The sequence below is a fragment of the Micromonospora sp. WMMD736 genome (assembly GCF_049179015.1).
GTDB lineage: Bacteria > Actinomycetota > Actinomycetes > Mycobacteriales > Micromonosporaceae > Micromonospora.
Map to the genome: position 1 here is coordinate 1,639,711 of NZ_JBMHMI010000001.1, position 22,228 is coordinate 1,661,938.

At 71.2% G+C, this 22,228-nt stretch carries 19 protein-coding genes; 7 read left to right on the forward strand and 12 right to left on the reverse strand.

Translation table 11 applies throughout. The features are described 5' to 3' along the window. Positions 1–99 precede the first annotated feature (99 nt). The 3 genes from ACN269_RS07155 to ACN269_RS07165 are packed head-to-tail and all read left to right on the forward strand — an operon-like array spanning position 100 to position 2,901. The gene (locus ACN269_RS07155) at positions 100–1,149 is read left to right on the forward strand and encodes an LLM class flavin-dependent oxidoreductase (RefSeq protein ID WP_421471666.1); all 1,050 of its coding nucleotides are present in this window, start codon (positions 100–102) and stop codon (positions 1,147–1,149) included. Continuing rightward, complete coding sequence (locus ACN269_RS07160) at positions 1,142–2,173, forward strand: LLM class flavin-dependent oxidoreductase (protein WP_421471667.1); 1,032 nt, start codon at positions 1,142–1,144, stop codon at positions 2,171–2,173. Before ACN269_RS07155 ends, ACN269_RS07160 begins: the two co-directional genes overlap by 8 nt. Before the next feature lie 29 nt (positions 2,174–2,202). Beyond that, on the forward strand, positions 2,203–2,901 hold the full coding sequence (locus ACN269_RS07165) for an NADPH-dependent F420 reductase (protein ID WP_421471668.1): 699 nt from the start codon (positions 2,203–2,205) through the stop codon (positions 2,899–2,901). 13 nt (positions 2,902–2,914) lie between these two features. Here ACN269_RS07165 and ACN269_RS07170 read toward each other — a convergent pair whose 3' ends face one another. From ACN269_RS07170 to ACN269_RS07185, 4 genes are all read right to left on the reverse strand, one after another. Next, positions 2,915–3,643 carry a tetratricopeptide repeat protein gene (locus ACN269_RS07170; protein ID WP_421471669.1) on the reverse strand — a complete coding sequence of 243 codons (729 nt, stop codon included), beginning with the start codon at positions 3,641–3,643 and terminating at the stop codon, positions 2,915–2,917. A 59-nt stretch (positions 3,644–3,702) separates the two neighbouring features. Further along, on the reverse strand, positions 3,703–4,461 hold the full coding sequence (locus tag ACN269_RS07175; RefSeq protein ID WP_421471670.1) for a GNAT family N-acetyltransferase: 759 nt from the start codon (positions 4,459–4,461) through the stop codon (positions 3,703–3,705). Positions 4,462–4,542: 81 nt separating this feature from the next. After that, positions 4,543–5,232 carry a TMEM175 family protein gene (locus ACN269_RS07180; RefSeq protein ID WP_421471671.1) on the reverse strand — a complete coding sequence of 230 codons (690 nt, stop codon included), beginning with the start codon at positions 5,230–5,232 and terminating at the stop codon, positions 4,543–4,545. 164 nt (positions 5,233–5,396) lie between these two features. Then, complete coding sequence (locus ACN269_RS07185; protein WP_421471672.1) at positions 5,397–6,935, reverse strand: pectate lyase family protein; 1,539 nt, start codon at positions 6,933–6,935, stop codon at positions 5,397–5,399. 882 nt (positions 6,936–7,817) lie between these two features. Here ACN269_RS07185 and ACN269_RS07190 point away from each other — a divergent pair. Both ACN269_RS07190 and ACN269_RS07195 read left to right on the forward strand, forming a co-directional pair. Continuing rightward, positions 7,818–9,551, forward strand: coding sequence for a cellulose binding domain-containing protein (locus ACN269_RS07190; RefSeq protein WP_421471673.1), 1,734 nt, complete (start codon positions 7,818–7,820; stop codon positions 9,549–9,551). A 103-nt stretch (positions 9,552–9,654) separates the two neighbouring features. Beyond that, positions 9,655–10,590, forward strand: a complete 936-nt coding sequence (locus tag ACN269_RS07195) for a hypothetical protein (protein WP_421471674.1) — start codon at positions 9,655–9,657, stop codon at positions 10,588–10,590. Between the two features lie 16 nt (positions 10,591–10,606). Here ACN269_RS07195 and ACN269_RS07200 read toward each other — a convergent pair whose 3' ends face one another. From ACN269_RS07200 to ACN269_RS07210, 3 genes are all read right to left on the reverse strand, one after another. After that, positions 10,607–11,686, reverse strand: a complete 1,080-nt coding sequence (locus ACN269_RS07200) for a glycosyltransferase family 2 protein (RefSeq protein WP_421476214.1) — start codon at positions 11,684–11,686, stop codon at positions 10,607–10,609. 39 nt (positions 11,687–11,725) lie between these two features. Then, the gene (locus tag ACN269_RS07205; RefSeq protein WP_421471675.1) at positions 11,726–13,510 is read right to left on the reverse strand and encodes a hypothetical protein; all 1,785 of its coding nucleotides are present in this window, start codon (positions 13,508–13,510) and stop codon (positions 11,726–11,728) included. Positions 13,511–13,680: 170 nt separating this feature from the next. Continuing rightward, positions 13,681–15,144, reverse strand: coding sequence for an endo-1,4-beta-xylanase (locus ACN269_RS07210; protein WP_421471676.1), 1,464 nt, complete (start codon positions 15,142–15,144; stop codon positions 13,681–13,683). A 600-nt stretch (positions 15,145–15,744) separates the two neighbouring features. Here ACN269_RS07210 and ACN269_RS07215 point away from each other — a divergent pair. Both ACN269_RS07215 and ACN269_RS07220 read left to right on the forward strand, forming a co-directional pair. Continuing rightward, positions 15,745–16,548, forward strand: a complete 804-nt coding sequence (locus tag ACN269_RS07215) for a hypothetical protein (RefSeq protein WP_421471677.1) — start codon at positions 15,745–15,747, stop codon at positions 16,546–16,548. A 12-nt stretch (positions 16,549–16,560) separates the two neighbouring features. Next, a complete protein-coding gene (locus ACN269_RS07220; protein ID WP_421471678.1) occupies positions 16,561–16,842 on the forward strand; it encodes a hypothetical protein in 282 nt (93 codons plus the stop codon). Between the two features lie 39 nt (positions 16,843–16,881). Here the strand turns inward: ACN269_RS07220 and ACN269_RS07225 are convergent, their stop codons facing one another. From ACN269_RS07225 to atzF, 5 genes are read right to left on the reverse strand one after another with little or no spacing between them, the layout of a single operon-like run. Next, entirely contained in the window at positions 16,882–17,277 is a 396-nt protein-coding gene (locus ACN269_RS07225) for an AtzH-like domain-containing protein (protein ID WP_421471679.1), read from the reverse strand. Between the two features lie 39 nt (positions 17,278–17,316). After that, the gene (locus ACN269_RS07230) at positions 17,317–18,936 is read right to left on the reverse strand and encodes a regulator (protein ID WP_421471680.1); all 1,620 of its coding nucleotides are present in this window, start codon (positions 18,934–18,936) and stop codon (positions 17,317–17,319) included. 12 nt (positions 18,937–18,948) lie between these two features. Continuing rightward, entirely contained in the window at positions 18,949–19,641 is a 693-nt protein-coding gene (locus ACN269_RS07235; RefSeq protein ID WP_421471681.1) for a cysteine hydrolase family protein, read from the reverse strand. A gap of 8 nt (positions 19,642–19,649) precedes the next feature. Beyond that, positions 19,650–20,339, reverse strand: a complete 690-nt coding sequence (locus tag ACN269_RS07240) for a cysteine hydrolase family protein (RefSeq protein ID WP_396803197.1) — start codon at positions 20,337–20,339, stop codon at positions 19,650–19,652. Positions 20,340–20,377: 38 nt separating this feature from the next. Continuing rightward, entirely contained in the window at positions 20,378–22,183 is a 1,806-nt protein-coding gene (atzF, locus tag ACN269_RS07245; protein ID WP_421471682.1) for an allophanate hydrolase, read from the reverse strand. Between the last annotated feature and the right edge of the window lie 45 nt (positions 22,184–22,228).

The window sequence follows — 22,228 nt, forward strand, 5'->3', positions numbered from 1 at the left end:
CGGGAATTGACGTGTCAATCAGCAGGTTAGCATCATTGACACGTCAACCGGGGAGGCCACTTCCCGCGTGTCGACGGCGAGGAACGCCGAGGAGGAGACATGTCCGCCGCATCCTTCGAACTGGGGCTCAACTCGTTCGGCGAGGTGGCCACCGACGGCGACCGGACCCTGAGTGACGCCGAGACCGTACGACTGCTGGTGGACGAGGCCCGGCTCGCGGAGTCGGTCGGCCTCGACGTGTTCAGCCTGGGCGAGCACTACCGGGAGGGGCACAACGACTCGGCCACCCCCGTTCTGCTCGCGGCGATGGCCACGGCGACCCAACGGATCAAGCTCGGCACCTCGGTCACCGTCCTCAGCACGAACGACCCGGTACGGCTCTACCACGAGTTCGCCACCCTGGACGCGGTCAGCGACGGTCGGGCCCAACTGGTCCTCGGGCGGGCGTCGGCGACCGAGTCGTTCCCCCTGTTCGGCTACGACCTGGCGGACTACGAACGGTTGTTCGAGGAGAAGCTGGACCTCTTCCTCCAGCTGCAACGTGACGAAACGGTCACCTGGTCGGGAACCGTGCGTAGTCCGCTGATCGCGCAACGACTCCATCCACGGATGCGCCCCGGCGGGATCCCCACCTGGATCGGCGTCGGAGGCAGCCCCAACTCGGTGATCCGCGCCGCCCGGCACGGGCTCCCGCTCATGCTGGCGATCATCGGCGGGCGTCCGCAGCGGTTCGCCGGCCACGTCGACCTCTACCATCGGGCGCTCGAACAGTTCGGGCAGGCCGCGCAACCGGTCGGGCAGCACTCGCTCGGCCTCGTCGCGGACACCGACGAGGAGGCCGTCGAGACGTGGTGGCGGTACTGGCAGCCGACCGTGGCGCGGCTCGCCGAGGAGCGCGGCTTCTACAAGCCGGACCGCAAGCGCTACGAGGCCGAGATCGACCACGGCGCGCTGTTCGTGGGGTCGCCGGAGACGGTGGCCCGCAAGATCGCCACGATGGCCCGCGACCTGCGGCTGAATCGGTTCGACCTGAAGTACGACATCATGCACCTGCCTCGCGAGGCGCGGGCGCGCACCATCGAGCTGCTCGGCAGCGAGGTCGCGCCACGGGTCCGGGAGCTGTTGGCGAAGGAGCCCACCAATGTCTGATCTCGTGTTCGGCCTCGACACCTTCGGAGACGTACCGGAGGACGACTCCGGCAAGCCCGTCTCCCACGCCGCCGCGATCCGGCAGGTCGTCGACGAGGCGGTGCTCGCCGACGACCTCGGCGTCGACGTCATCGCCCTGGGCGAGCACCACCGACCGGAGTACTCGGTGTCGACGCCCGAGACGGTGTTGGCGGGCATCGCCACCCGTACCTCGCGGATCCGGCTCTCCTCCGGCGTCACCGTGCTGAGCTCGGACGACCCGGTCCGCGTCTTCCAGCGTTTCGCCACGGTCGACGCGCTGTCGAACGGCCGGGCCGAGGTCATCCTCGGCCGCGGCTCGTTCACCGAGTCCTTCCCGCTGTTCGGCTACGACCTGGCCGACTACGACGTGCTGTTCGAGGAGCGGATCGAGCTGTTCGCGAAGCTGCTCGACGAACAGCCGGTCACCTGGAGCGGCACCACCCGCGCCCCACTCACCGACGCCGACGTCTTTCCCAAGACGGAGTCGGGACACCTCACCACCTGGGTGGGCGTGGGCGGCTCACCGCAGTCGGTGGTACGGACCGCCCGGTACGGTCTGCCGCTCATGCTCGCCATCATCGGCGGCGCTCCGGAGCGTTTCGCACCCTACATCGACCTCTACCGCCGGGCCGCCGACCAGCTCGGCACCACCGCGCACCCGGTCGGGATGCACTCGCCCGGCTTCGTCGCCGACACCGACGAGGAGGCCAAGGAGCTGTTCTGGCCGTACTACCGGGTCATGCGGGACCGGATCGGCGCGCTGCGCGGCTGGCCACCGATCCGCCGGCAGGAGTTCGACTCGGAGGTCGAGCACGGCTCGCTCTACATCGGCTCGCCGGAGACGGTGGCCCGCCGGATGGCCGCCGCCATCAAGGGCCTCGGTGTCGGCCGGTTCGACCTCATCTACACCGCCGGGGCGCAGCCCGTGAGCGCCCGGATGCGCGCCGTGGAGCTGTACGGCTCCCGGGTGATCCCCATGGTCCGCGACATCCTGGCCAGCTGAGCGCCGCCCACCCCTTTCGAGAGGAAGACATGAACGACAGCGGTTCCGACCGACCACGGACCCTCGCCATCCTCGGCGCCGGCAAGGTGGGCACCGTCCTGGCCCGGCTCGCGCTCGCCGCCGGCTACCGGGTGTTCGTCGCCGGCTCCGGCGACCCCGCGAAGATCGCCCTGACCGTGGAGGTGCTCACGCCCGGGGCGGTGGCGACCACCGCCGTCGACGCCGTGGCGGACGCCGACATCGTCATCCTCGCCCTCCCACTGGGCAAGTACCGTGCGCTCCCCGTCGAGGCGCTGCGCGGCAAGCTGGTCGTCGACGCGATGAACTACTGGTGGGAGGTCGACGGCATCCGCGACGACCTGACCGATCCGCGTACCTCGTCCAGTGAGATCGTCCAGGCGTTCCTGGCCGGGTCGCGGGTCGTCAAGGCGTTCAACCACATGGGCTACCACGATCTCGAGGACGGCGCGCGACCGGCGGGCACGGCCGGCCGCAAGGCCATCGCGATCGCCGGCGACGACGAGGCCGACCTCACTCCGGTGGCCGCGCTGGTGGACGCCCTCGGCTTCGACCCGGTGGTCGCCGGCCCGCTCGCCGAGGGCGTACGCCTCGAACCGGGCAGCGAGTTGTTCGGCGCCAACGTCAGCGCCGACGAGGTGCGCGCCATGCTGCGGCGCTTTCCCGAGTCGGAACGCGGCCGGGCCGTCGCCGCCGCGCGCTCGGCCTGACCGCCCGGACGTCTCAGCGGTCGTCGTCGTCGAACGCGGTACGCGGATCGAGGTGCCGACCCCGCTCCTGCGCGGCGGCGTAGGCGTCCGGACCGAGCGCCGCGGTCGCGGCGTCGCGCACGGCGGCGAGGTCGGCCGCGTCGTCCGGGTCCGGCACCTGGCCGATCGCCGCGAACGCCGCGTCCGCCAGGCCGACCATGAGCGCCGCCCGCGAATGGTCACCCTCGGCGGACGCGAGCGCCGCGCCCGCCACGCAGACGTACGGCACGAAGTCGTCCCAGCCATGCTGGAACACCCGGGTACGACTGAGCGCGAACAGCCTGCGCGCCTCGGCGAGATTGCCGAGGCCCAGCTCGCAGAAGGCCAGGTTGTGCGTCTCGGAGTTCACCGTCTCCGGTCGGCCCAGCGACTCGTTCAGCGCGATGCTCTCGCGGTACAGGTCCCGCGCCCGGTCCAGGTCGCCGGCCATCCGCGCCACCGCCGCCAGCACGTGCCTCGGCCGCTCCTCGAGCGCACGGTCACCGGAGCGCACCGCGACGTCGAGGGCCTCGCGCGCCCGCGTCTCCCCGAGCGCCAGGTCGCCGCCACGGATCGCCACCCGGGCCAGGCTGTAGCGGGCCTCCACCTCACCCGCCGCGTCGCCGACGGCCCGCGCGCGCTCGATCTCGGCCGTGCTCATCCGTACCACCGCGTCGGTCTCGCCCCGACGAAAGGCCGAGCGGACGTCGTCACTGAAGCTCACGGTGGGTTCCCCTCGTTTGTCCCGGCTGGTCGCGGCGTTCCGGCCCCGGCGGCCGCCGCTCAGGCATGGAAGGCGATCCAGTTCTCCTGGAAACGGAAGCCCATCGACTCGTACAGCGGCCGACCGAGTGCGCTGGACTGCAGGTACGCCGCGTCCGCGCCGGCCGCGACGCCGTCGCGCACCACCTGCTCGGTGATCGCCCGGCCCAGGCCGCGGCCCCGGGCGGCCGGGACGACAGCGATGTTGAAGACACCGACCACACCTCGGGTGTGCATCCCGAGACCGGTGCCGAGAACCTGGCCCGCCTCCTCGTACAGGTATCCGTCGATCCGCTCGGCGTCCAGCACCGCGCCGCCCATCAGCGGGCCGAACAGCCCGTCCGGCGCCTCGAAGCCCCTGGTCAGGGCATCCGTGTACCGATCGCTGTCCGCCGCGCCGACCCGCCGCACCCGGTCGAGCTGCGCCTCGTCCGCCCGCAGGACCAGCTCGTCGGCCGTGGCGGCCAGCAGGGGCAGTTCGCTGCGCGCGGAGAGCCCGTGGCGGGCGGCGAGATCGGCCACCGGACCGTCGGCGTCGCCCCGCACCATGATCGACCAGGCCTCGACCTGCCCGGACACCTCGGTCGCCAGCTCGTGCAACGCGTCGAGATCCGGCTCCGCCGACAGGTCGTACGCCACGTTCAGCGTCGCCGCTCCCGCGTGGGTGACCGCCGCACGGGCGGTGCCCCGTCGCGCGTAGTAGCCCTTCGGTGTCGCACCGCAGAGATCCTCGATGGCGTCGTCGTACGCCGCCGCCATCCGATCGCCGATGATGGTCATTCCTCGCCCCCCTGACGCTCCCCCCGAGCGCGCAAACATAGCCGCAGCGACGCGACCTGCGCGAACCGAGGTGGGGCGGGTTCAGCTCCGACGGGCACCGCCCCCGGGCCGCCACCGCCCGGAGCGGAGACCCTGGCTGGTGGCGCCATGGAAGATGATCATTATGACGACGCCGACCAGACCGAGGTACGGGTTCACCAGCCAGCCGAGCACACCGGTCAGGCCATAGAGAACCAGGCCGACGACCGGCCGGACCTCCTGCACCCGGACCTGGTCCTGGCTGACGGCGTCTGCGCGCAGCGCCGGGTGGCGTCGCACGTAGGCGAAGAGAACCCACCAGGGCGCTGACATCAGGGACGCGGCGAACGCGTACAGGACGACGGCCACGCGTAGGTCGTCGACGTTGCCGTCGGCCAGCGCCGAACTCAGGACGGCGGTGGGGAACGGAATGATCACCACGCCGAAGAGAATGCCGAGGTTGATGGAGCTGAATGCGGGGGTGGTGCCCCGCACCAACTGGAGCACGGCGTGATGATTCAGCCAGAGGACCCCGACATAGATGAACGACACGACGAAGGCCAGGTACGCCGGCCCCTCGTCGAGAAGCCCGTCGGCCAGCCCGCCCTCGTGGAAGTCCGGCACCCGCAGATCCAGCACCAGCAGGGTGATGACGATGGCGAACACGCCGTCGCTGAACGCCGCCAAGCGACCCGCGTCGGTCACCGCGGGATCGCCGTCGCCTGCCTGGAAACCCCGTTGACCTGCGGACACTGCCGCATGCTAACAGCGACGTGGCAGTGATCGGACGTGATCGCGGGTCGAGGCACCCGCAGTGAGAGGCGGTATTCCCCAGAGTCATCTTCATGCCTCTGCGGAGTACCGCTCCTCACCGCATCCGCCCCGGCAGAGGTGACGACGCCCCCACCATCCGACGGTCAGCTGGCGTACGTCTCGAACTCGCCGACCCGGGGCGTACCGCCGGAGCTGGTGATCCTGAAGCTGATCTTGCTCAGTGTCGTCGCGGCGAACATGATCGCACCCGCGCCCGTGCCCGCCGCCAGGACCGCGCCGGTGTCATGGTTGACGAGCTGCCAGGCTCCGATGGATCCCTGGGTCCCGGAGGGCTCCCGGATGATCACGCGGGACACCCGGGTGGCGGACCCCCACTTGATCGAGATGGTGCCGGTCGAGCCGGCCGGCGACCAGTAGGTGGCGATGTCGCCGTCGCGCACGTTGCCGTAGCTGGTCCCGCTGGCCTTGCTGGAACCGTCCGCGCCGGCGCCGAGGCTGAGGTTCGACCCACTGGGCGGCGGGGTGGTCGGCGGCGCAGTGGTCGGCGGCGGGGTGGTCGGCGGCGGGGTGGTCGTGGGCGCGCAGCTTCCGTCGGACACCCGCAGGCCCGTGTTGGCGCCGGCCGTCTGGCCCACCACGGTCGGGACACAGCTCGCGCCGTCGAGCCGGTACGCGTACGGGATGCTGACGGTGGTGGTGGACGTCGGGTTGGGGCCGGCGGGGTAGTTCTCGCTGCCCGGGGTGGACCAGGTGACGCTGTCGAAGATGTTGCCGCTGACCTGCCAGTAGCCGCGCTGGTCGGTATAGAAGGTGCCCAACACGTCCTTCGAGTCGCGGAAGTGGTTGTTCTCCACCTTGGCCCGGGCCCCGGCCCGGGAGTTGATACCGGACTCGTGCAGGCCCACGTAGCTGTTGTTGTAGATGTGGGCGACACCGCCACGCAGCAGCGGCGTACGGGAGTCGATGTTCTGGTAGAGGTTGTGGTGGAAGGTGACGAAGCCGTTCGACAGGTCGCTCTCGCTGGACCCGATGAGGCCACCCCGCCCGGAGTTACGCAGGATGCTGTAGGACAGGGTGACGTACTGGGTGTCGTCCTTCATGTCGAAGAGGCCGTCGAACCCCTCCGACTCTCCGCCGGACGCCTCCAGGGTCACGTGGTCCACCCAGACGTTGCGGACGGTGCTCTCCATCCCGATGGCGTCCCCGCCGTTGGAGGTCGGCGAACCCGACTTCTTGACGTTCCGCACCGTCACGTTCTGGACGATGATGTTCCGGGAGTCGCGGATGTGGATGCCCACCTGGTCGAAGATCGCCCCACTGCCGACCCCGATGATGGTGACGTTGCTGATCTGCTTCAGCTCGATCACGCCGTCCGCCGTGTTGCAGCTCGACCCGGACACCTTGCTGGTGTTGCCGTGGTTGATCGTCCCCGTCACCTCGATGGTGAGCGGAGTGCTGCTACTGGCCCGCCCGCACAGGGCCGCGTGGATCGCGGTGCCCGTGCTGGCGCGTACCGTCTGCCCTCCCGCGCCGCCGGTGGTGCCGCCGTTCTGGGTGGCGTAGCCGGTGGCGGCGCCCACCGCCGCCGCCGGCCGGCTGTCCTGGAGGGCCACGCCGGCCGCGACGCCGACGGCCACCGTCACGAGCGCCACCGGAAGCCGGCGTACGACTGTTCGTCTCATCTTGCCTCACCTTCGAAGAATCGAATGACGCGTCGATGTCGGACGACGGTCAGGGCGGCCCGACATGATTGCCGTCGCCGAACACGAAAATAGACAGCAATCAATTACACATCGACCGTCGGCAATGCCCTCGCCTCAACCACTGCGACAGAGCCGCCGGCCAAGCGGCACGCAACCGCCAGCACCCCCGAGGCGCACCAACCGCCCACAGAAGGAAACATCGACGTAACGCAATCGTAGGAAAGCGTTTTCCCTCAATCAATAGCTACCGTTTGCAGGTTTTTTGCAGTCCCACCCCGCCCACCACCCCCGCCTCGGTGATCATGAAGTTGTGGCCACGACACGCCGTCGCCGAGGGCGACAACTTCATGATCACCGAGGCGGGGGTGGTGGCGGGGAGGCCTGGGCGGCCGGGCGGGCCGGGCATTGACAGGTGGCATTGAACGAAATAAATTCCTGGCAACGAGAAACTGTTTCGCGCGTTCGCTGTGCGGCACTCACCCGCGAGCCGCGAATGAGCAGAGCGGCCGCCCGCCCCACGAGCCGGTCGACAAAGGAGGGTGCCGCAGCCCCGCCGGACCCGCTCGTCGCATCGCCGCTCGTCGCGCTCCCGCAGCACCGCCGACGCGAGGGCCGCCGCGGCGTCGACCCCCGGCCGCCGCACCGGCGTTCCCCCGGTGCCCCCGCCCCGCGCGGTCGTCGCGCTCGCGGGTCGGCGGCCGGCCCGCAGGGTGACCGGTCGGGCTGAGCTGGACAGCAGATCCGACAACCCACCACCGCGTGCTTGGGAGCGCTCCCGGGGACGCCCGACGTACCGCCCGACGCGCACCCGGCCGACCCGCCGAACGCGTCGGCCGCCACCACCACCTCGGGAGAAGTCTGATGAGAAAACGAAGGGTCACCAACGCCGCCCTGGTGTCGGCGGGCGCCGTCCTGCTGGCGTCGACGGCGGTCGCACTGGCCGCGCCCGCCGGTGCCGCAGCCGCCGGCTGTGCCGTCAACTACGCCGTGTCATCGCAGTGGCAGGGCGGCTTCGGCGCGAACGTCACCATCACCAATCTCGGCGACGCGGTCAGCAGTTGGACGCTGAACTGGTCCTACAGCGCCGGGCAGACGGTCACGCAGGCCTGGAACACGACACTGACCCAGAGCGGCGCCGCGGTCACCGCCAAGAACGTCAGCTACAACGGCGGCATCGCCACCAACGGCACGGTGTCGTTCGGCTTCAACGGCTCGTGGACGGGCAGCAACCCCGATCCGACCAGCTTCGCGCTCAACGGCGTGACGTGCACCGGCGGTACGACGCCGACGACACCGGCCCCGACCACGCCGGCCCCGACCACACCGCCGCCCACCACGCCGCCCCCGACCACACCGCCGCCCACCGGCCCGGCGGACATCACGGTGAACAGCAACACCAGGTACCAGACCGTTGACGGATTCGGGGCCGCCCAGTCGATCTGGGGTAGCGCCTGGTCGACCACCGACACCCAGACGCTTGTCGGCCTGGGTGCCAACCAGCTCGGCCTGTCCATCGTGCGTACCGGCCTCTCGCCGGAGTCCAGCGAATGGGCGACCCACGTCAACTCGTTGAAGACGGCGAAGGCGTACGGGTCGAACGTGAAGATCCTCGCCTCGCCGTGGACCGCGCCCGCCGCGTGGAAGACCAACAACAGCAGGACCAACGGCGGCAAGCTGAAGACCGACTACTACGACGACTACGCGAACCATCTGAACAGCTACGTCCAGTACATGCGGGGTCAGGGCGTGACCATCGACGTCACGTCCGTGCAGAACGAGCCCGACTGGCACCCCGACTACGACTCGATGGACTGGAGCGGCACCGAACTGCGCACCTTCGTCCGCGACCAGGGTTCGAAGGTGCAGAACAGCAAGCTGATGGTCGCCGAGGCGGTCAACCTGAACTACGGCTACACCGACCCGACCCTGAACGACGCGACCGCCCGGAACAACATCGGTTACATCGGCGGCCACCTGTACGGCACCGAGTCCGCGGGACGACTGGCGCCGTACAACCTGGCCGCCCAGTACAACAAGCCGGTGTGGATGACCGAGTGGAACCTGCACGCGGCCGACGGCGGCGGCTCGAACATCTGGGGCAACCCCAGCAACCTGGCCGTCTGGAACGAGACGCTCGACGACATCATGCGGACGGTGCACCGGTCCATGGAGGCCAACTGGAGCGCCTACATCTGGTGGTACGGCAAGCGCTACTACTCCTTCATCGGTGACGGCGAGGCGGCCTACGGCACCACGGCCGGCGCCCCGCTCAAGCGCGGGTACGCGTTCTCGCAGTACGCCAAGTACGTCCGACCGGGTTACCAGCGGGTGGCCCTGACCAAGAGTTCCAAGGCGTCCCCGCTGGAGGTGACGGCCTACCAGGGCGACGGCAAGATCACGCTGGTCATCCTCAACCGGTCGAACAGCGCGGTCAACAACGCCGTGATCCAGGCCCCGCAGACCGTCAGCAAGGCGGAGTACACCCTGACCTCGCAGAACGCCAACGCGGCGAGCCAGCCGACAAGCGTGAACGGAGGCCAGGCCACCATCAACGTCGGGGCGCGGAGCATCTCGACGCTCGTGTTCACGCTCTGACCGCCGCGAGGCAGCCCGCGTGAGCCGGATTCCCTCCGGTCGGGGAGCGCCGTCCCCGGCCGGAGGGAAGCCCGGCGGCGGGAACGCCGCGAGGATCGCGGGTATGACGACGACGGCACCCCGCACGATCGGCAGCGGCCACGGCCTGACGTACGCCCTGCTCGGCTGGGCCATGGCCTACGGCGCCCTGCGCCTGGTGTGGACGGTCGGCCCGGCGCCGCGGTTTCCACCGTTCGGATCCGACCTGCTCGGCTTCACGGGCTGGCGGTCGGTGGCGCTGTGCCTGGGCGCGGGGGCGGTGGCCGTCGCCCTGGACCGTACGACGACCTGGCGACCGGCGCTCGCGGGACTGGCCTGGATCGTTGCCGGCGCGCTGGTCGCGGCGGCGGCGATCCTGCTCCCGGAACTGGTGAGCCTGCTCCTGCTCGCGCCCGGCCCGTCGTTCGACCCGCTGGCGTTCGCCAGCCGGCTCGGCTGCGCCACCGGAGCGGCGCTCCTCGGCCTGGCCACCTTCGGTTATCAGCGCCGCACCCGGGGCGACTGTCCCGACTGCTGCCGCACGGTCCACGCCGGTCACCGGCGCTCGACGCCCGCGCTGTGGGCGCGCTGGGCCGCGTACGTGGCGGTGGCCGGGCTCGTGACCCGTTTCGCGGCACAGGCCGTGGTCGGTTTCGACGACCTCGCGCAGAACGCCTCCATCATCGGGTTGGAGGTCGGTCTGGTGCTGGCCGGCGTGCTGCTGCCGCTGGCCCTGGTGCGGCCCTGGGGTGAGGTGTGGCCGCGCTGGGTGCCGCTGCTCGCCGGCCGGACGATCCCCCGCCGGCTGTTGCTGGTGCCGGGTTTCGGGCTCGGGGTGGCCATCGTCGCGTACTTCGGCATGGGGATGGTGCAGGTGGCGTCGGGGTCACCCAGCGAGTTCTCCGACGCGTTCCTCTGGGTGGCCATGTCGGCGTACTGCCTGCTGGGGCTCGGCCTCCTCGTCGCCTCCAGCGACTACCACCTGCGCACCCGCACAGCGTGCCGGGCCTGCGGCCGGTGACCGGCCGCAGGCCCGCTCAGCTCCGGTCGCGGTCGCGAACCTCACGCGGACCGGGCGCCGGCCGGGAGAGGGGACTCTCCCGGGCCAACGTCGTCCGCTGGCCCCGCATCGCAGGGCGTGGCGCGGGCCGTACCGGGATGCGCGGCCGCTCACCCGTCTCCGCGACGACGTGCTCGGTCTCCTGCACCAGGTAGTGCGGTCGACGTTTGGTCTCGTAGTAGATCCGACCGATGTACTCGCCGATCACGCCGAGGATGGTCATCTGGATGCCGCCGAGCCCGATCACGCTGACGATGATCGTCGTGTACCCGGGGACGTCGATGCCCTTCTCGACGGCGTCGGCGACCACCCACGCCATGTAGGCCAGCGCGATGAGGGTGAGGAACAGGCCGCCGTAGATGGCCAGACGCAGGGGCCGGTTGTTGAACGACAACAGACCGTCGAAGGCGTAGTTGAAGAGCTTGCTGAGCGTCCACCGGCTCCGTCCGGCCTGCCGGGTCTCGTTGGGGTGGGCCACCACCGCGGTACGGAAGCCGATCCAGGAGAACAGACCCTTGGAGAACCGGTTGTACTCGGGCATCGCCAGTATCGCGTCCACCGCGAGCCGGGACAGCAGGCGGAAGTCGCCCGCGCCGTCCTGGAGGCGCACGTCGATCCACCAGTTGATCACCCGGTAGAAGGACCGCGAGGCCACCATGCGGACGAACCGGTCGCCGCGCCGGTCCCGCCGGGCGATCACCTGGTCGAAGCCCTGCTGGTACAGCGTCACCATCTCGGGCAGCAGCCGGGGCGGATGCTGCAGGTCGGCGTCCATGATGACGACCGCGTCACCGGTGGCACGCTGCAACCCGGCGAGCATCGCCGCCTCCTTGCCGAAGTTGCGGCTCAGCGACGTGTAGCAGACGGTCGGATCGGCGGCGGCGAGCCGGCGCAGCGCGTCGAGAGTGCCGTCCTCGCTACCGTCGTCGACGTACACCACCTCCACCTCGACGTCGGGCAGCTCGGCCAGGGCGGCGCACACGGTCTCGTGCAGCCGCTCGACCGACGCCTCCTCGTTGAAGCAGGGCACCACGACGGACAGTCGCATGGTCGTCACCTCACCCCGCCCGTACCCGGGCATCCGCCGCCCACCGGGTCAGAGGTGGTAGACCAGCGTGCCATCGAGATCCTCCCGGGTGATGCCCAACCCGTCGATGGGTCGGGTCGCGATGCTCTCCCACGGCGTTCCCACGGCACGGCTGGGCACGACGACCACCGAGCGCACGCCGATCCCGCGCAGGTGCGCGACGCTGACCGGATCGGGGAACGACGCCACCGCCGTCCGGGTCTGCGCCTGGCTGTTCGGCTCGAAGCCGGCCAGACCGTTCGTCACGCGGGGGAACCCGTCGGTCGTCCACAGCATGTACGTCAGGTCGCCCACGCCCCCGGCCGGCAGCACGAGGATCGGGTCCGGCACCGTCCGCATCGCGGCCGGGGGCGGCGGCACGGTCGGGTGGGGCGTGGAGTTGACGCCTTCCAGGGTGACCACCGTCAAGGGGATCAGCAGGACCAGCGGCGTGAGGGTCCGCGCCCACTGGCGGGGCGTGGACTGCCGCAGCGACTCGGCCAGAGCGGTCACCGCGCCGGCCGCCAGCACCGCCAGCAGCAGGCTCGTCCAATGCATCATCCGGCCGGGCGTGCGCAACGCGTCCCAGCCCGGCAGGAGCGTGGACAGGGTCAGGTAGCCCGGGTCGCCGTCCCCGCCGAGGGTGGCGCCCAGCCCCAACAGCACCGTGCCGACCACGCCGAGCCCCAGCGCGACCCGGTGCCGCAGCGGGTACGCCGAGAGGAACAGACCCGCCGCGGCCAGCCCGATCAGCATCATCCCCGGCAGCAGCGCCATCTCCGGCGGCCAGGAGAGCTGTTCGCGCGCGGCGGCGTGCCGCTCACCCCACAACCACGAGTCGGCCGGCGCGGTGACGAACCCGATCAGCGGAGGCGAGAACATCTTCGTCCAGTCCAGCGTCCGCTCGGCCTGCGGGTTGAGGTCGACGACGCGCAGGTAGACCATGCCCAGCAACAGCGTCACCAGGCCGAACACCCCACCGCCGACGAGGTCCGCGAGCAGCAGCCGCCGGCCGAACGGCGGCCGTTCCCGCTTGCGCCACCAGGACCAGCCGTAGCAGCCGGCCGCCACCAGGACCGTCGCGAGCAGGAAGTAGACGAGTGGCAGGCCGATGCCGAATCCGAGGCTGACCTGCCAGGCGGCGACGAGCCACCCGGCCACCGCCCAGCCCGGCTTGCGCAGCTCGGGTCGGTACCCGTGGCGCAGCGACCAGCCGTGACCCCGGGCCAACATGGCCAGTGACAGCGCGATCGCCCCGCTGGAGAGAATGTTCAGGTGCCCCGAGTGGGCCAGCCGCCAGGGCGCGTACGCCCACGCGATGCCGGCGACCGCGCCGCCCCACCGGTTCGCGCCGAGCTGCCGCGCCAGGGCGTACGCCCCGAACGACGCCAGCGCGTGCAGCAGCACGTACAGCAGGTTGTAGTGGATCACGGCGGCCGTGAAACCGGAACCGAGCATGCCCATCGGGGCGTAACCGAGCAGGGTGTCGCTGTAGGCGTACGTGTACGTCTCGGGGTAGAACGTGTTCGAGTTCCACAAGTCGCCCGGGCTGCTCAGCAGCGCGTGCCCCGACCAGGCGACCTGCCACGCCTGCAACAGCGGATCACCCAGGTCGCCGGGGATCGTGGTCGCCGGGTGGCGCAGGGTCGGCCAGGTCAGCACCACCGCCAGCAGCAGGCTCGCCGCCACCGCCACGGTCCATTCGGAGCGTGCCCAGTTCCATCGGCCCCAGTCGGCCGGCGGCCGATCCTCGGGGATCTCGTCGGGGGTCACGTCTTCCGAGGTTGGTGGAGGGGTGGCGGACCGGATAATCATGAAATTGATGCTCTCCAATAGTGCCGGGCTTGTCCATCTGCTGTCCGAAGCGTGGCGTGTTCTCGGGCACGACGCAACGGCCACCTACCGATGAGACGTTCTGGGCAGCGGGCATGGTGGCACGGACGACGAGCGTCCGCGCCACCGCGCCGCCTGCCATCGACGGATGATCAGCCGATCCTGATCAACTGCCACTGCTGGTTGTTGCCGCCCCAGTCCGCGTACTGCACGACGTTGCCGCCGTCGGCCGTGGACGCGCCCTGCACCTCGACGGCCTTGCCGCTGTTGCGGTTGATGAGGCGCACGTAGCCCCCGGAATCCGCCAGCCGGAACTGCTGGTTGGTGCCGTTGCCGTCGGTCCACTGCACGATCGCGGCCGAGTCGGCGGTCGAGCGGTTGTAGACGTCCAGCACCTTGCCGGAGTTACGGGACTTCAGCCGGTAGTAGCCGCTGCCCGAGTCGACGAACTGCCACTGCTGCCACGCGCCGTCGTTGCGGGCCCACTGGTCGATCCGGGCACCGTCGTTGGTCGCCCGCTCGTACACGTCCAGGGCCTTGCCGCTGTTGCGGTTGATCAGGACGTACCAGGCGGTGGTGTCCACCGGCGAGCCCGGCGGCGGCGTGGTCGGGGTGCCACTGCCCGCGTTGAGGGCGTTGAGGACGGAGGTGTACGCCGCCTTCTTGTTGCCCGACCGGTCGAACAGCAGGGCGTTGTCGCCGCCACGCCAGGAGTCGCTGTCCCGCACGCCCCAGGTGGTGATGCCGGTGCAGCGCGCGACGGCGAGACAGGCGCGGGTCACGGAGGCGTAGATGTTGGCCTGGTTGGACCCGGTCATCACGTCCAGTTCGGTGATCTGGACGTCGACGCCGAGGTCGGCGAAGCGCTGCAGGTTGGCCTGGTAGTCGCTCGCCAGCGTGGTGCCGAGGTGGGACTGGAAGCCGACGCAGTCGATGGGTACGCCGCGGGACTTGAAGTCGCGCACCATGTTGTAGATGCCGGTGGACTTCGCGTTGATGCCGTCGGTGTTGTAGTCGTTGTAGCAGAGCTTGGCGCCCGGGTCCGCGGCGCGGGCGGCGCGGAACGCCGCTTCGATCCAGTCGTTGCCGGTGCGCTGCAGGTTCGAGTCGCGCCGGCCGCCGCTGCCGCCGTCGGCGAACGCCTCGTTCACCACGTCCCAGGCGTAGATCTTGCCGCGGAAGTGGGTGGCGACCTGGGTGACGTGGTTGATCGCGGCGTTGCGCAGCGCGGTGCCGGACATGCCCTGCGCCCAACTCGGCTGCTGGGCGTGCCACAGCAGCGCGTGCCCGCGCACGCTCATGCCGTTGGCCTGGGCGTGGCTGACGAGACGGTCACCCCCGTTGTAGTTGAACCGACCCTGCTGGGGCTCGGTGGCGTCCCACTTCATCTCGTTCTCGGGGGTGACGCTGTTGAACTCCCCGTTGAGGATGCTGACGTACTGGCTGTCGGAGAGCTTGCCCGTCGCGACGGCGGCGCCGAAGTAGCGGCCCTTCTCGGCCGCCGACGCCTTCAACGTCGTTCCGGCGCTGGCCATGGGGGCCAGCGCGACCGTCATGCCCGCGGTCAGCGCGACCGCGAGGGTCGCCGTCGCCAGCAGAGTCTTCCTTGGTCTCATGTCGATCCTTCTGGAGTGGGTGCATCGGCGGTGGTGATGTGCCACTTCGCTCAGGACGACCTGTTCCCGGTGGCGCGCGCCGGCTGGGCCAAGGAATCCGGGACGGTCATCCTGGGCCACCTCGCACCGGCACACGCGGAATCGGCCGGCGTTCGCCGGGAACCGCACGAGTCCTGAGACGGCGTCCGTTGCCCGGACGGGACGCCGTACGTCGAGGCGCGACCACGGGACTCGCCCGGTGAGCCACCGGTGCCGCCGACCTCTGCATCGAGAGTGAGCGATAACATGCTGTTCGTCAAGACGTAACGAGCCGGACATACACCCCCTGACCGACATCGATGTGCGGCGATGCTGCTGCCGGGGCACGGCCGCCGGATCGTGCGGCGGTAGCGAGGAGAGCGATCCTTGTTATCGCTCACAGGGCCAGCCCGCCCACCCTTCGACGAGCGCGACGTCGACCCGCCGACGACAGGTGTAGCCCGGGTCCCCGAGGGGCAACAATCCGCGCATGGGTGGGACGCCGCGGGCCGACGAGCGACCGCTCGGGCGAGGGTGTCGACGTGCCGGGGCCGATCCGATCCCACCGTCGGCGGCACCCGCGTGACGCCGCCGGAGCACTGCCCACCGCCGGTGGCCCTCGGAGCGGTGGCGCTCGGCGCGGCCGCACTCGCGGCCGCCCTGGGGGCCGAGCCCGCCGCCGCCGAGCCGACGCCGATCCCGACCCCGACGACCACCAAAGCGGTGGAGACCACCACCGCTGGAGGAATCGTCGGATCGCTGGCGCGGGGCCTGCTCGACACTCCGCCGCACATCGACCTGCCCCTGCCGACGGCGCTCCCCCTGCCCCTGCCGACGACTCTTCCGCTGCCGACGGCGCTCCCGCTACCGACCGTCACCTCGTTGCCGCTGCCGAGGGTCACCACGCCAGCGGCGTCGACGGGAGAGTCGACGGCTCCCCCGCCCAGCCGGGTACCCCGCACCCGCCGATCGTCCTCGCCACCCGACGCGGGGACGCCGGTCCCCTCCCCGACCGCGCGCCCCACCCCGCCGTCGTCGGCACCGATGACGGTGCGGGCATCCCGCGCCGACGCCGCCGACCGTCGCGTTCCGGTGCGCAGGCGGGCGGGGATGACGGCCGAGCCGTCACCACCACCGGTTCCTGCGCCGCGTCCCCTTCCCGCGCAACCGGCCCTCGCACTGGCCTTCGTGTCCGCGCCCACCAGCACCGGTGCCGGGGGCGCCGACCTGACGGCGTCCGCGACCGACGCGCCGCCGTCCGTCGGGCCGCTGCGCCGAGGGCAGGCCGTCGGTCCCCTCGACAGTCGGGCCACCGGTCGACCCGTCCAGCGGGGTCCCCCGCCACCCCGGCAGCTCCTGATCACCCAGCCACGTCCACGACGTTGATCAGGAGAGATCATGGAGCTAGCCATCATCTGGGTACCCGCCGACATCGAGCCGTCGGAACACGCCATCGCGACGTGTCTGAGCCACCTGCGCCGACATGACTACCGGCTGAACGGGATCATCCGCGCACCGTGGGAGACCGTCGAGCAGAAGATGGTCGACGGCGAGGTGGACGTGGTCGTCATCGCCGACCCCGCCCACCTGCCGCCGGACCGGTCGCCCCGGATCGAGGTGGCCACGCCGCCGTCGCGTACGGACCACGACCGTCCGACGCCCGGTACGCCGTTCGGCTGACGCACGAAGCGCCCCGTCCACACTGGACGGGGCGCTTCGTCAGCCGGTCAGGTCGACGTCCGGCGCGGGCTCCGAGACGTGGGCGGTGACGATCCGCCAGCCGACGGGCAGCCGTACCCAGGTCTGGGTCTGTCGCCCGGTGGCGGCGCGGTCGGCGTACCCGAATCGGGTCGTCACGACCGCCAGGTCCGCGCCGAACGCGCTGATCCTCGTCTCGACCAGCCGGCGGCCGGCCGGCAGCGGTGGCTGCGCGGCCCGCCACTTACGCTGCTCGTCCAGCCCGTACTGGTGGTCGGCGAGCCCGAACCGCACCGTCCGGTCGGAGTCCCAGAAGTACCCGCAGATCGCCTCGGGGTCACCGTCGACGAGCGCCCGCTCGTATCCGGCGAAGGCCGTCGCCACCTCGGCGACCACGTCAGCGCGGTCGATGTCCATCCGTCCGTCCTCTCCATCCGGTCGGGTCCGTCCGGCGGCTCAGCCGCGCGCCGCCGCGGCCTGCTGCTCGTCGGCCGCCCGATCGCCGGCGGGCACGGACGCCTCGTCCAGTTCGGTCTCCCCCGGGTCGGGCTCGCGCGGTGTGGGCCGACCGAGCGCGAACACCCCGCAGAGCACGGCGACGAAGAGGTAACCGAGTGCCACCTGACCGTTGGCGTTCCACTCGATCCGCTCGCCGTGGATCAGCCCGACGAAGGACAGCACCGCGCCGGAGCCGGCGAAGATCGCGGCGCGGACGAACCGCTTGTCGATGACGAAGACCACCACCGCGCCGAGCACCAGGCCGGCGAGGATGGCGCCCTGGCCCAGCACCAGCAGCCCGTCGTACACGACCCCGGCGCCGTTGAGCGCGTCGTCGCCGACCGCGGCCGCGCTGGTGCCGGCGGCCGCCAGCGCGTTGTCGATCTGCCCGGTCGCCCAGGCCGCGATGTTCGGCACCAGTGCGGCGACCACGGCCGCGGCGTGCGCCCGCGGGGTCGCCTGGAACGCCTGCGCCCCGATCAGCAGGCCGATGTAGAGCAGGATCGGCACGATGGCCGCGGTCGGGAAGATCGCCGCGAGCAGCCCGAACATGCCGAGGAAGCAGAGCACGGCGATCACCACGCCGGTCGCCATCGAGTAGCCGCTGCGACCACCCGCGGCCTTCCAGCCCGGGTGGCCGACGTAGACGGCGGGCGGGAAGGGCGAGCCGAGCGCCGCGCCGATCACCGCGCCCGCGCCGTCGGCCAGCAGCACGCTGCGCAGGTTGTAGTTGTCGCCGGCCGTCGCCGCGCTCTCCACGTTCGTCATGCCCTCGGTGAAGTTGTAGACGCCGAGGGGGATGGCCGTCGCCAGCAGCGGCGCCATGTCGGACAGCCCGGTGAACAACAGGTCCAGCTTGAACGAGGGTACGGCGACCGCGATGTCCCGGGCGGCTGCCGTCACGTCCGGCACCGACATGGCTCCGCCGAGCCAGCCGATCGCGGTTCCCACCAGCAGGGCCGCGAGCCCGATCGGAAAGTTGAACGGCAACTTCACGTCGGTGAGCAGGCCGATCAGCAGCAACGCGAAGACCGGCAGGGCGATCCAGGCCATCCGCCACATCTGGCCGGCCGGGTTCATCGAGATGAAGGTGATCGAGATACCCGCGAGCGTGCCGAGCAGCGCCGCCCGGGGCGCGTACCGGCGGATGTACGGCCCGACGAACGCGCCGATCAGCACGATCACGCCGATGATGAAGGCCCAGGCCAGCCCGGCCTCCCAGGCCCGCACCGGGTCCTGGGTACGCAGGTAGATCGGGAGCATGATGACGAAGATGACGATGAACATGTGCGGCACGCTCGGCCCGTACGGCAGGGCCGTCACGTCGGCGCGGTTCTCCCGCCGGGCCAGGCGGCGGGCCAGGTACGTGTAGTAGATGTTGCCGGCGACCAGGGCGATGCCGAGCGCCGGCAGGATGGTGCCGAACACCTCCCCCTCGGGCAGCTTCACCACCCCGATGCAGAGCCCGGTCAGGGTGAGCACGTTGACCAGGACGTTGACGCCGAAACCGAAGAACGCGTTGGTGTCGCCGCGCACCCAGAACGGGAGCGGGACGACGGTGGGCTTCGAAAAGGCCATGGCTGCTCCCGGTCAGGAGGAGGGTTGCAGAGCGGACGTGGTGGGCAGCACGGCGCGGACCTGCGTCGAGTCGGCGACCCACCCGAAGATCCCGCCCTGGGCGGCGATCATGTCGAGCCCGACCCGGTGGAACTCGGGAAAGTAGGACCCGACGCAGTCGGCGAGCACGAGGCACTCGTACCCCCGGTCGTTGGCCTCGCGGACGGTGGTGTGCACGCACACCTCGGTGGTGACCCCGGCGACCAGGAGGCTGCGGATGCCCCGCTCGGCGAGCAGGACGTCCAGGTGGGTGGCGTGGAACGCGCCCTTGCCGGGCTTGTCGACGACCGGTTCGCCGGGCAGTGGCGCGAGTTCGTCGATGATGTCGTGGCCGTACTCGCCCCGGACCAGGATCCGGCCGGTGGGTCCGGGATCGCCGATCCGCTTGCTCGGGGCGCCCCGGTTCAGCTTGGCGGGCGGGCAGTCGGACAGGTCGGGCAGGTGTCCCTCGCGGGTGTGCACGACGGCCAGGCCGACGGCGCGGGCGTCGGCGAGCAGGGCGGCGAGCGGCGCGATCGTCCGGCGGAGCTGGCTCACGTCGTTGCCGAGGCTCTCACCGAATCCGCCGGGCTCCAGGAAGTCCCGCTGCATGTCGATGACGAGCAGCGCGGTGGTCGGGATGTCGAAGGAGTACGGGCCGGGTCGCGCGGCGGCGATGGTCGGCATGGCTCACCTCACTTCGCCGTGGCGGCGATGACGTCGTCGGATGTGGCGACGCAGCCGAAGACCCCGCCCTGCATGGTGACCATGTGCAGGGCGGCCTCGTGGTTGGCCTTGTCGGTGGCGCCGGTGCAGTCGGCCAGGATCAGGCACTCGTAGCCCCGGTCGTTCGCCTCGCGCATCGTCGTGTGCACGCAGACGTCGGTGGTGATGCCGGTGAGGATCAGGTGGGTGATGCCCCGGGTCCGGAGCACGAGGTCGAGGTTGGTGGCGTAGAAGGCGCCCTTGCCGGGCTTGTCGATGATCACCTCACCGGGCAGCGCGGCGACCTCGGGCACGATCTCCCACCCCGGCTCGCCGCGCACCAGGATCCGGCCGGCCGGGCCGGCCCCGCCGATCTCCGCGCCGATGCGGGCCGAGCGCCAGCGCTTGTTCGCCGGCAGGTCGGACAGGTCGGGGTCGTGCCCCTCGCGGGTGTGCACGATCAACATCCCGAGCGACCGGGCGTGCTCCAGCAGCCGGGCGGTGGCCGGCAGGCCGGCCCGGGTGAGGCCGATGTCGTAGCCCATGGCGTCGACGTAACCGCCCGGCCCGCAGAAATCGGTCTGCCAGTCGATGCAGAGCAGCGCGGTACGCGCGGTGTCGGCCACACCGTCGTACGGCCACGGGTAGGGGTTGGCCGGTACCGGCCCGATGCTTCCCATCCTCTCGCCTCCTGTCGTGATCGCTGGTGCGGCCCGGTTCACCGCCGGGCGGCGGCGGAGCGGCGGTAGGCCCGCCACCCACCGCTGGCGCTGATGTCCTCGGCCGGCGGGCCGGCGGCGTACGCCTCGCAGAGGAAGCCGAGCACGTCCCGTCCGTCGTGTAGTCGGACCCAACCGAGCGAGAGGGGTGCCGGCACACCGGCCAGCAGCCCGCCGAGCGCGGCGCTGGGCAGCCGCCACAGCTCGACCTCGATCGGGTGGCCCGCCGAGGTGTCCGGGGCGACCCGGACCAGCCCCGGCAGCCCTTCGCCGTCGGCGCTGTCCATCCGGTAGAGCCGGTAGAGCGGCGCGGTACGGGCGGCGCCCGCGAAGGTACCGCCGTATGCCAGCAGCTCGCCGTTGCGGGACTCGCCGGACAGGTGCCGGCCGACCACGGCGACCAGCACGTCCGTCGGCGTTGGGACCGGCGGCGGGGCGGGTTCGACGTCCGGGTCGGCGGCGCTGCCCGTGCTGAGGTCGGCGGCCAGCCGGGCCAGGGTGGTGTCGGTGAACGCCGGACCGAGCAGGGTCAGGCTCGCCGGCCGGCCGGCGGCGGTGAAGCCGTTGGGCACGGTCACCGCGGCCAGGTCGAGCAGGTTCGCGAACTGGGTGTAGCGGCCCAGCATGGCGTTGCGCCCGATCGGGTCCTCGGCGATCTCGTCGAGCGTGAACGTGGTGCCGACGGTGGGCACCACGAGCACGTCGATGTCCTGCCAGAGCGTGTCGACCTGGGCGCGCAGCTCCCGCAGGCGGTGCTGCCCCCGGAAGGCGTCGACCGCGTCGTAGCGCCAGCCGGTCTCCAGCACCGCCCGGGTGACCGCCGACACCGACTCCGGACGCGACCGCAGGAAGTCACCCAGGCCGACGAGCCGCTCGGCCACCCAGGGCCCCTGGTAGAGCAGGTCACCCGCCGCGAGGAAGGCGCCGAGCGGCACCGACCGCAGCGATTCGACGAGGGTACGCAGCAGTTGCACTCCGGCGGCGAAGCGGGCTTCCTGCCCGGTGTCGCCGAAGAACTCGAGGTCTTCTGCCCAGGGCACCCCGAGGCGTAGCGTGCCCGGCATGCGGGCGACCACCCGCTCCGCCGGTAACGGACGGCCCCAGGGGTCGGCCGGGGTGACGCCACGGGCGGCGTGCAGCACGTCCATGGCACCCGCCACGTCGGGCGTGAAGACGGACACGCAGTCGAGCGAACGGCAGGCGGGCACCACGCCGGCCGCGCTGAGCAGACCACGGGTGGGCTTGAGACCGACGATCCCGTTGAGCGCCGCCGGCACCCGGCCGGAGCCGGCGGTGTCCGTACCCAGGGCGAAGCTGACCTGGCCGGCGGCCACCGCGACGGCCGATCCGGAGCTGGATCCGCCGGAGATGAGGCCGCCGCCGAAGACACTCTCGCAACTGCCGTACGGCGAGCGGGCGCCCGTCAGGCCGGTGGCGAACTGGTCCAGGTTGGTCTTGCCGACGAGCAGCGCGCCCGCGTCGAGCAGTCGGCGCACGACCGGCGCGTCCTTGGCTGCCTCGTACCCGAAGTCGGGGCAGCCGGCCGTGGTGACCATGCCCGCCACGTCGATGTTGTCCTTGACCGCGAACGGGACTCCGTACAGCGGGGACGTGGGGTCACCGTGGCGGGTCAGCGACTGGGCGCGGGCCCGCAGCTCGTCGGCCGGCACGGTGCTGATCCAGACCGGGCCGTCGCCGCTGGACGCGAGTCCGTCGAGGACGCGTTCGACCTGCTCCGCGGGTGTCAGACGACCGTCGCGGTACGCCGTCCGCAGGTCCGCGATGGATCCGACTGGCTCTGGCATACAGTCGATTGTCGACCGTTCTGTTACAGCGGGCGGCGCGTTCTG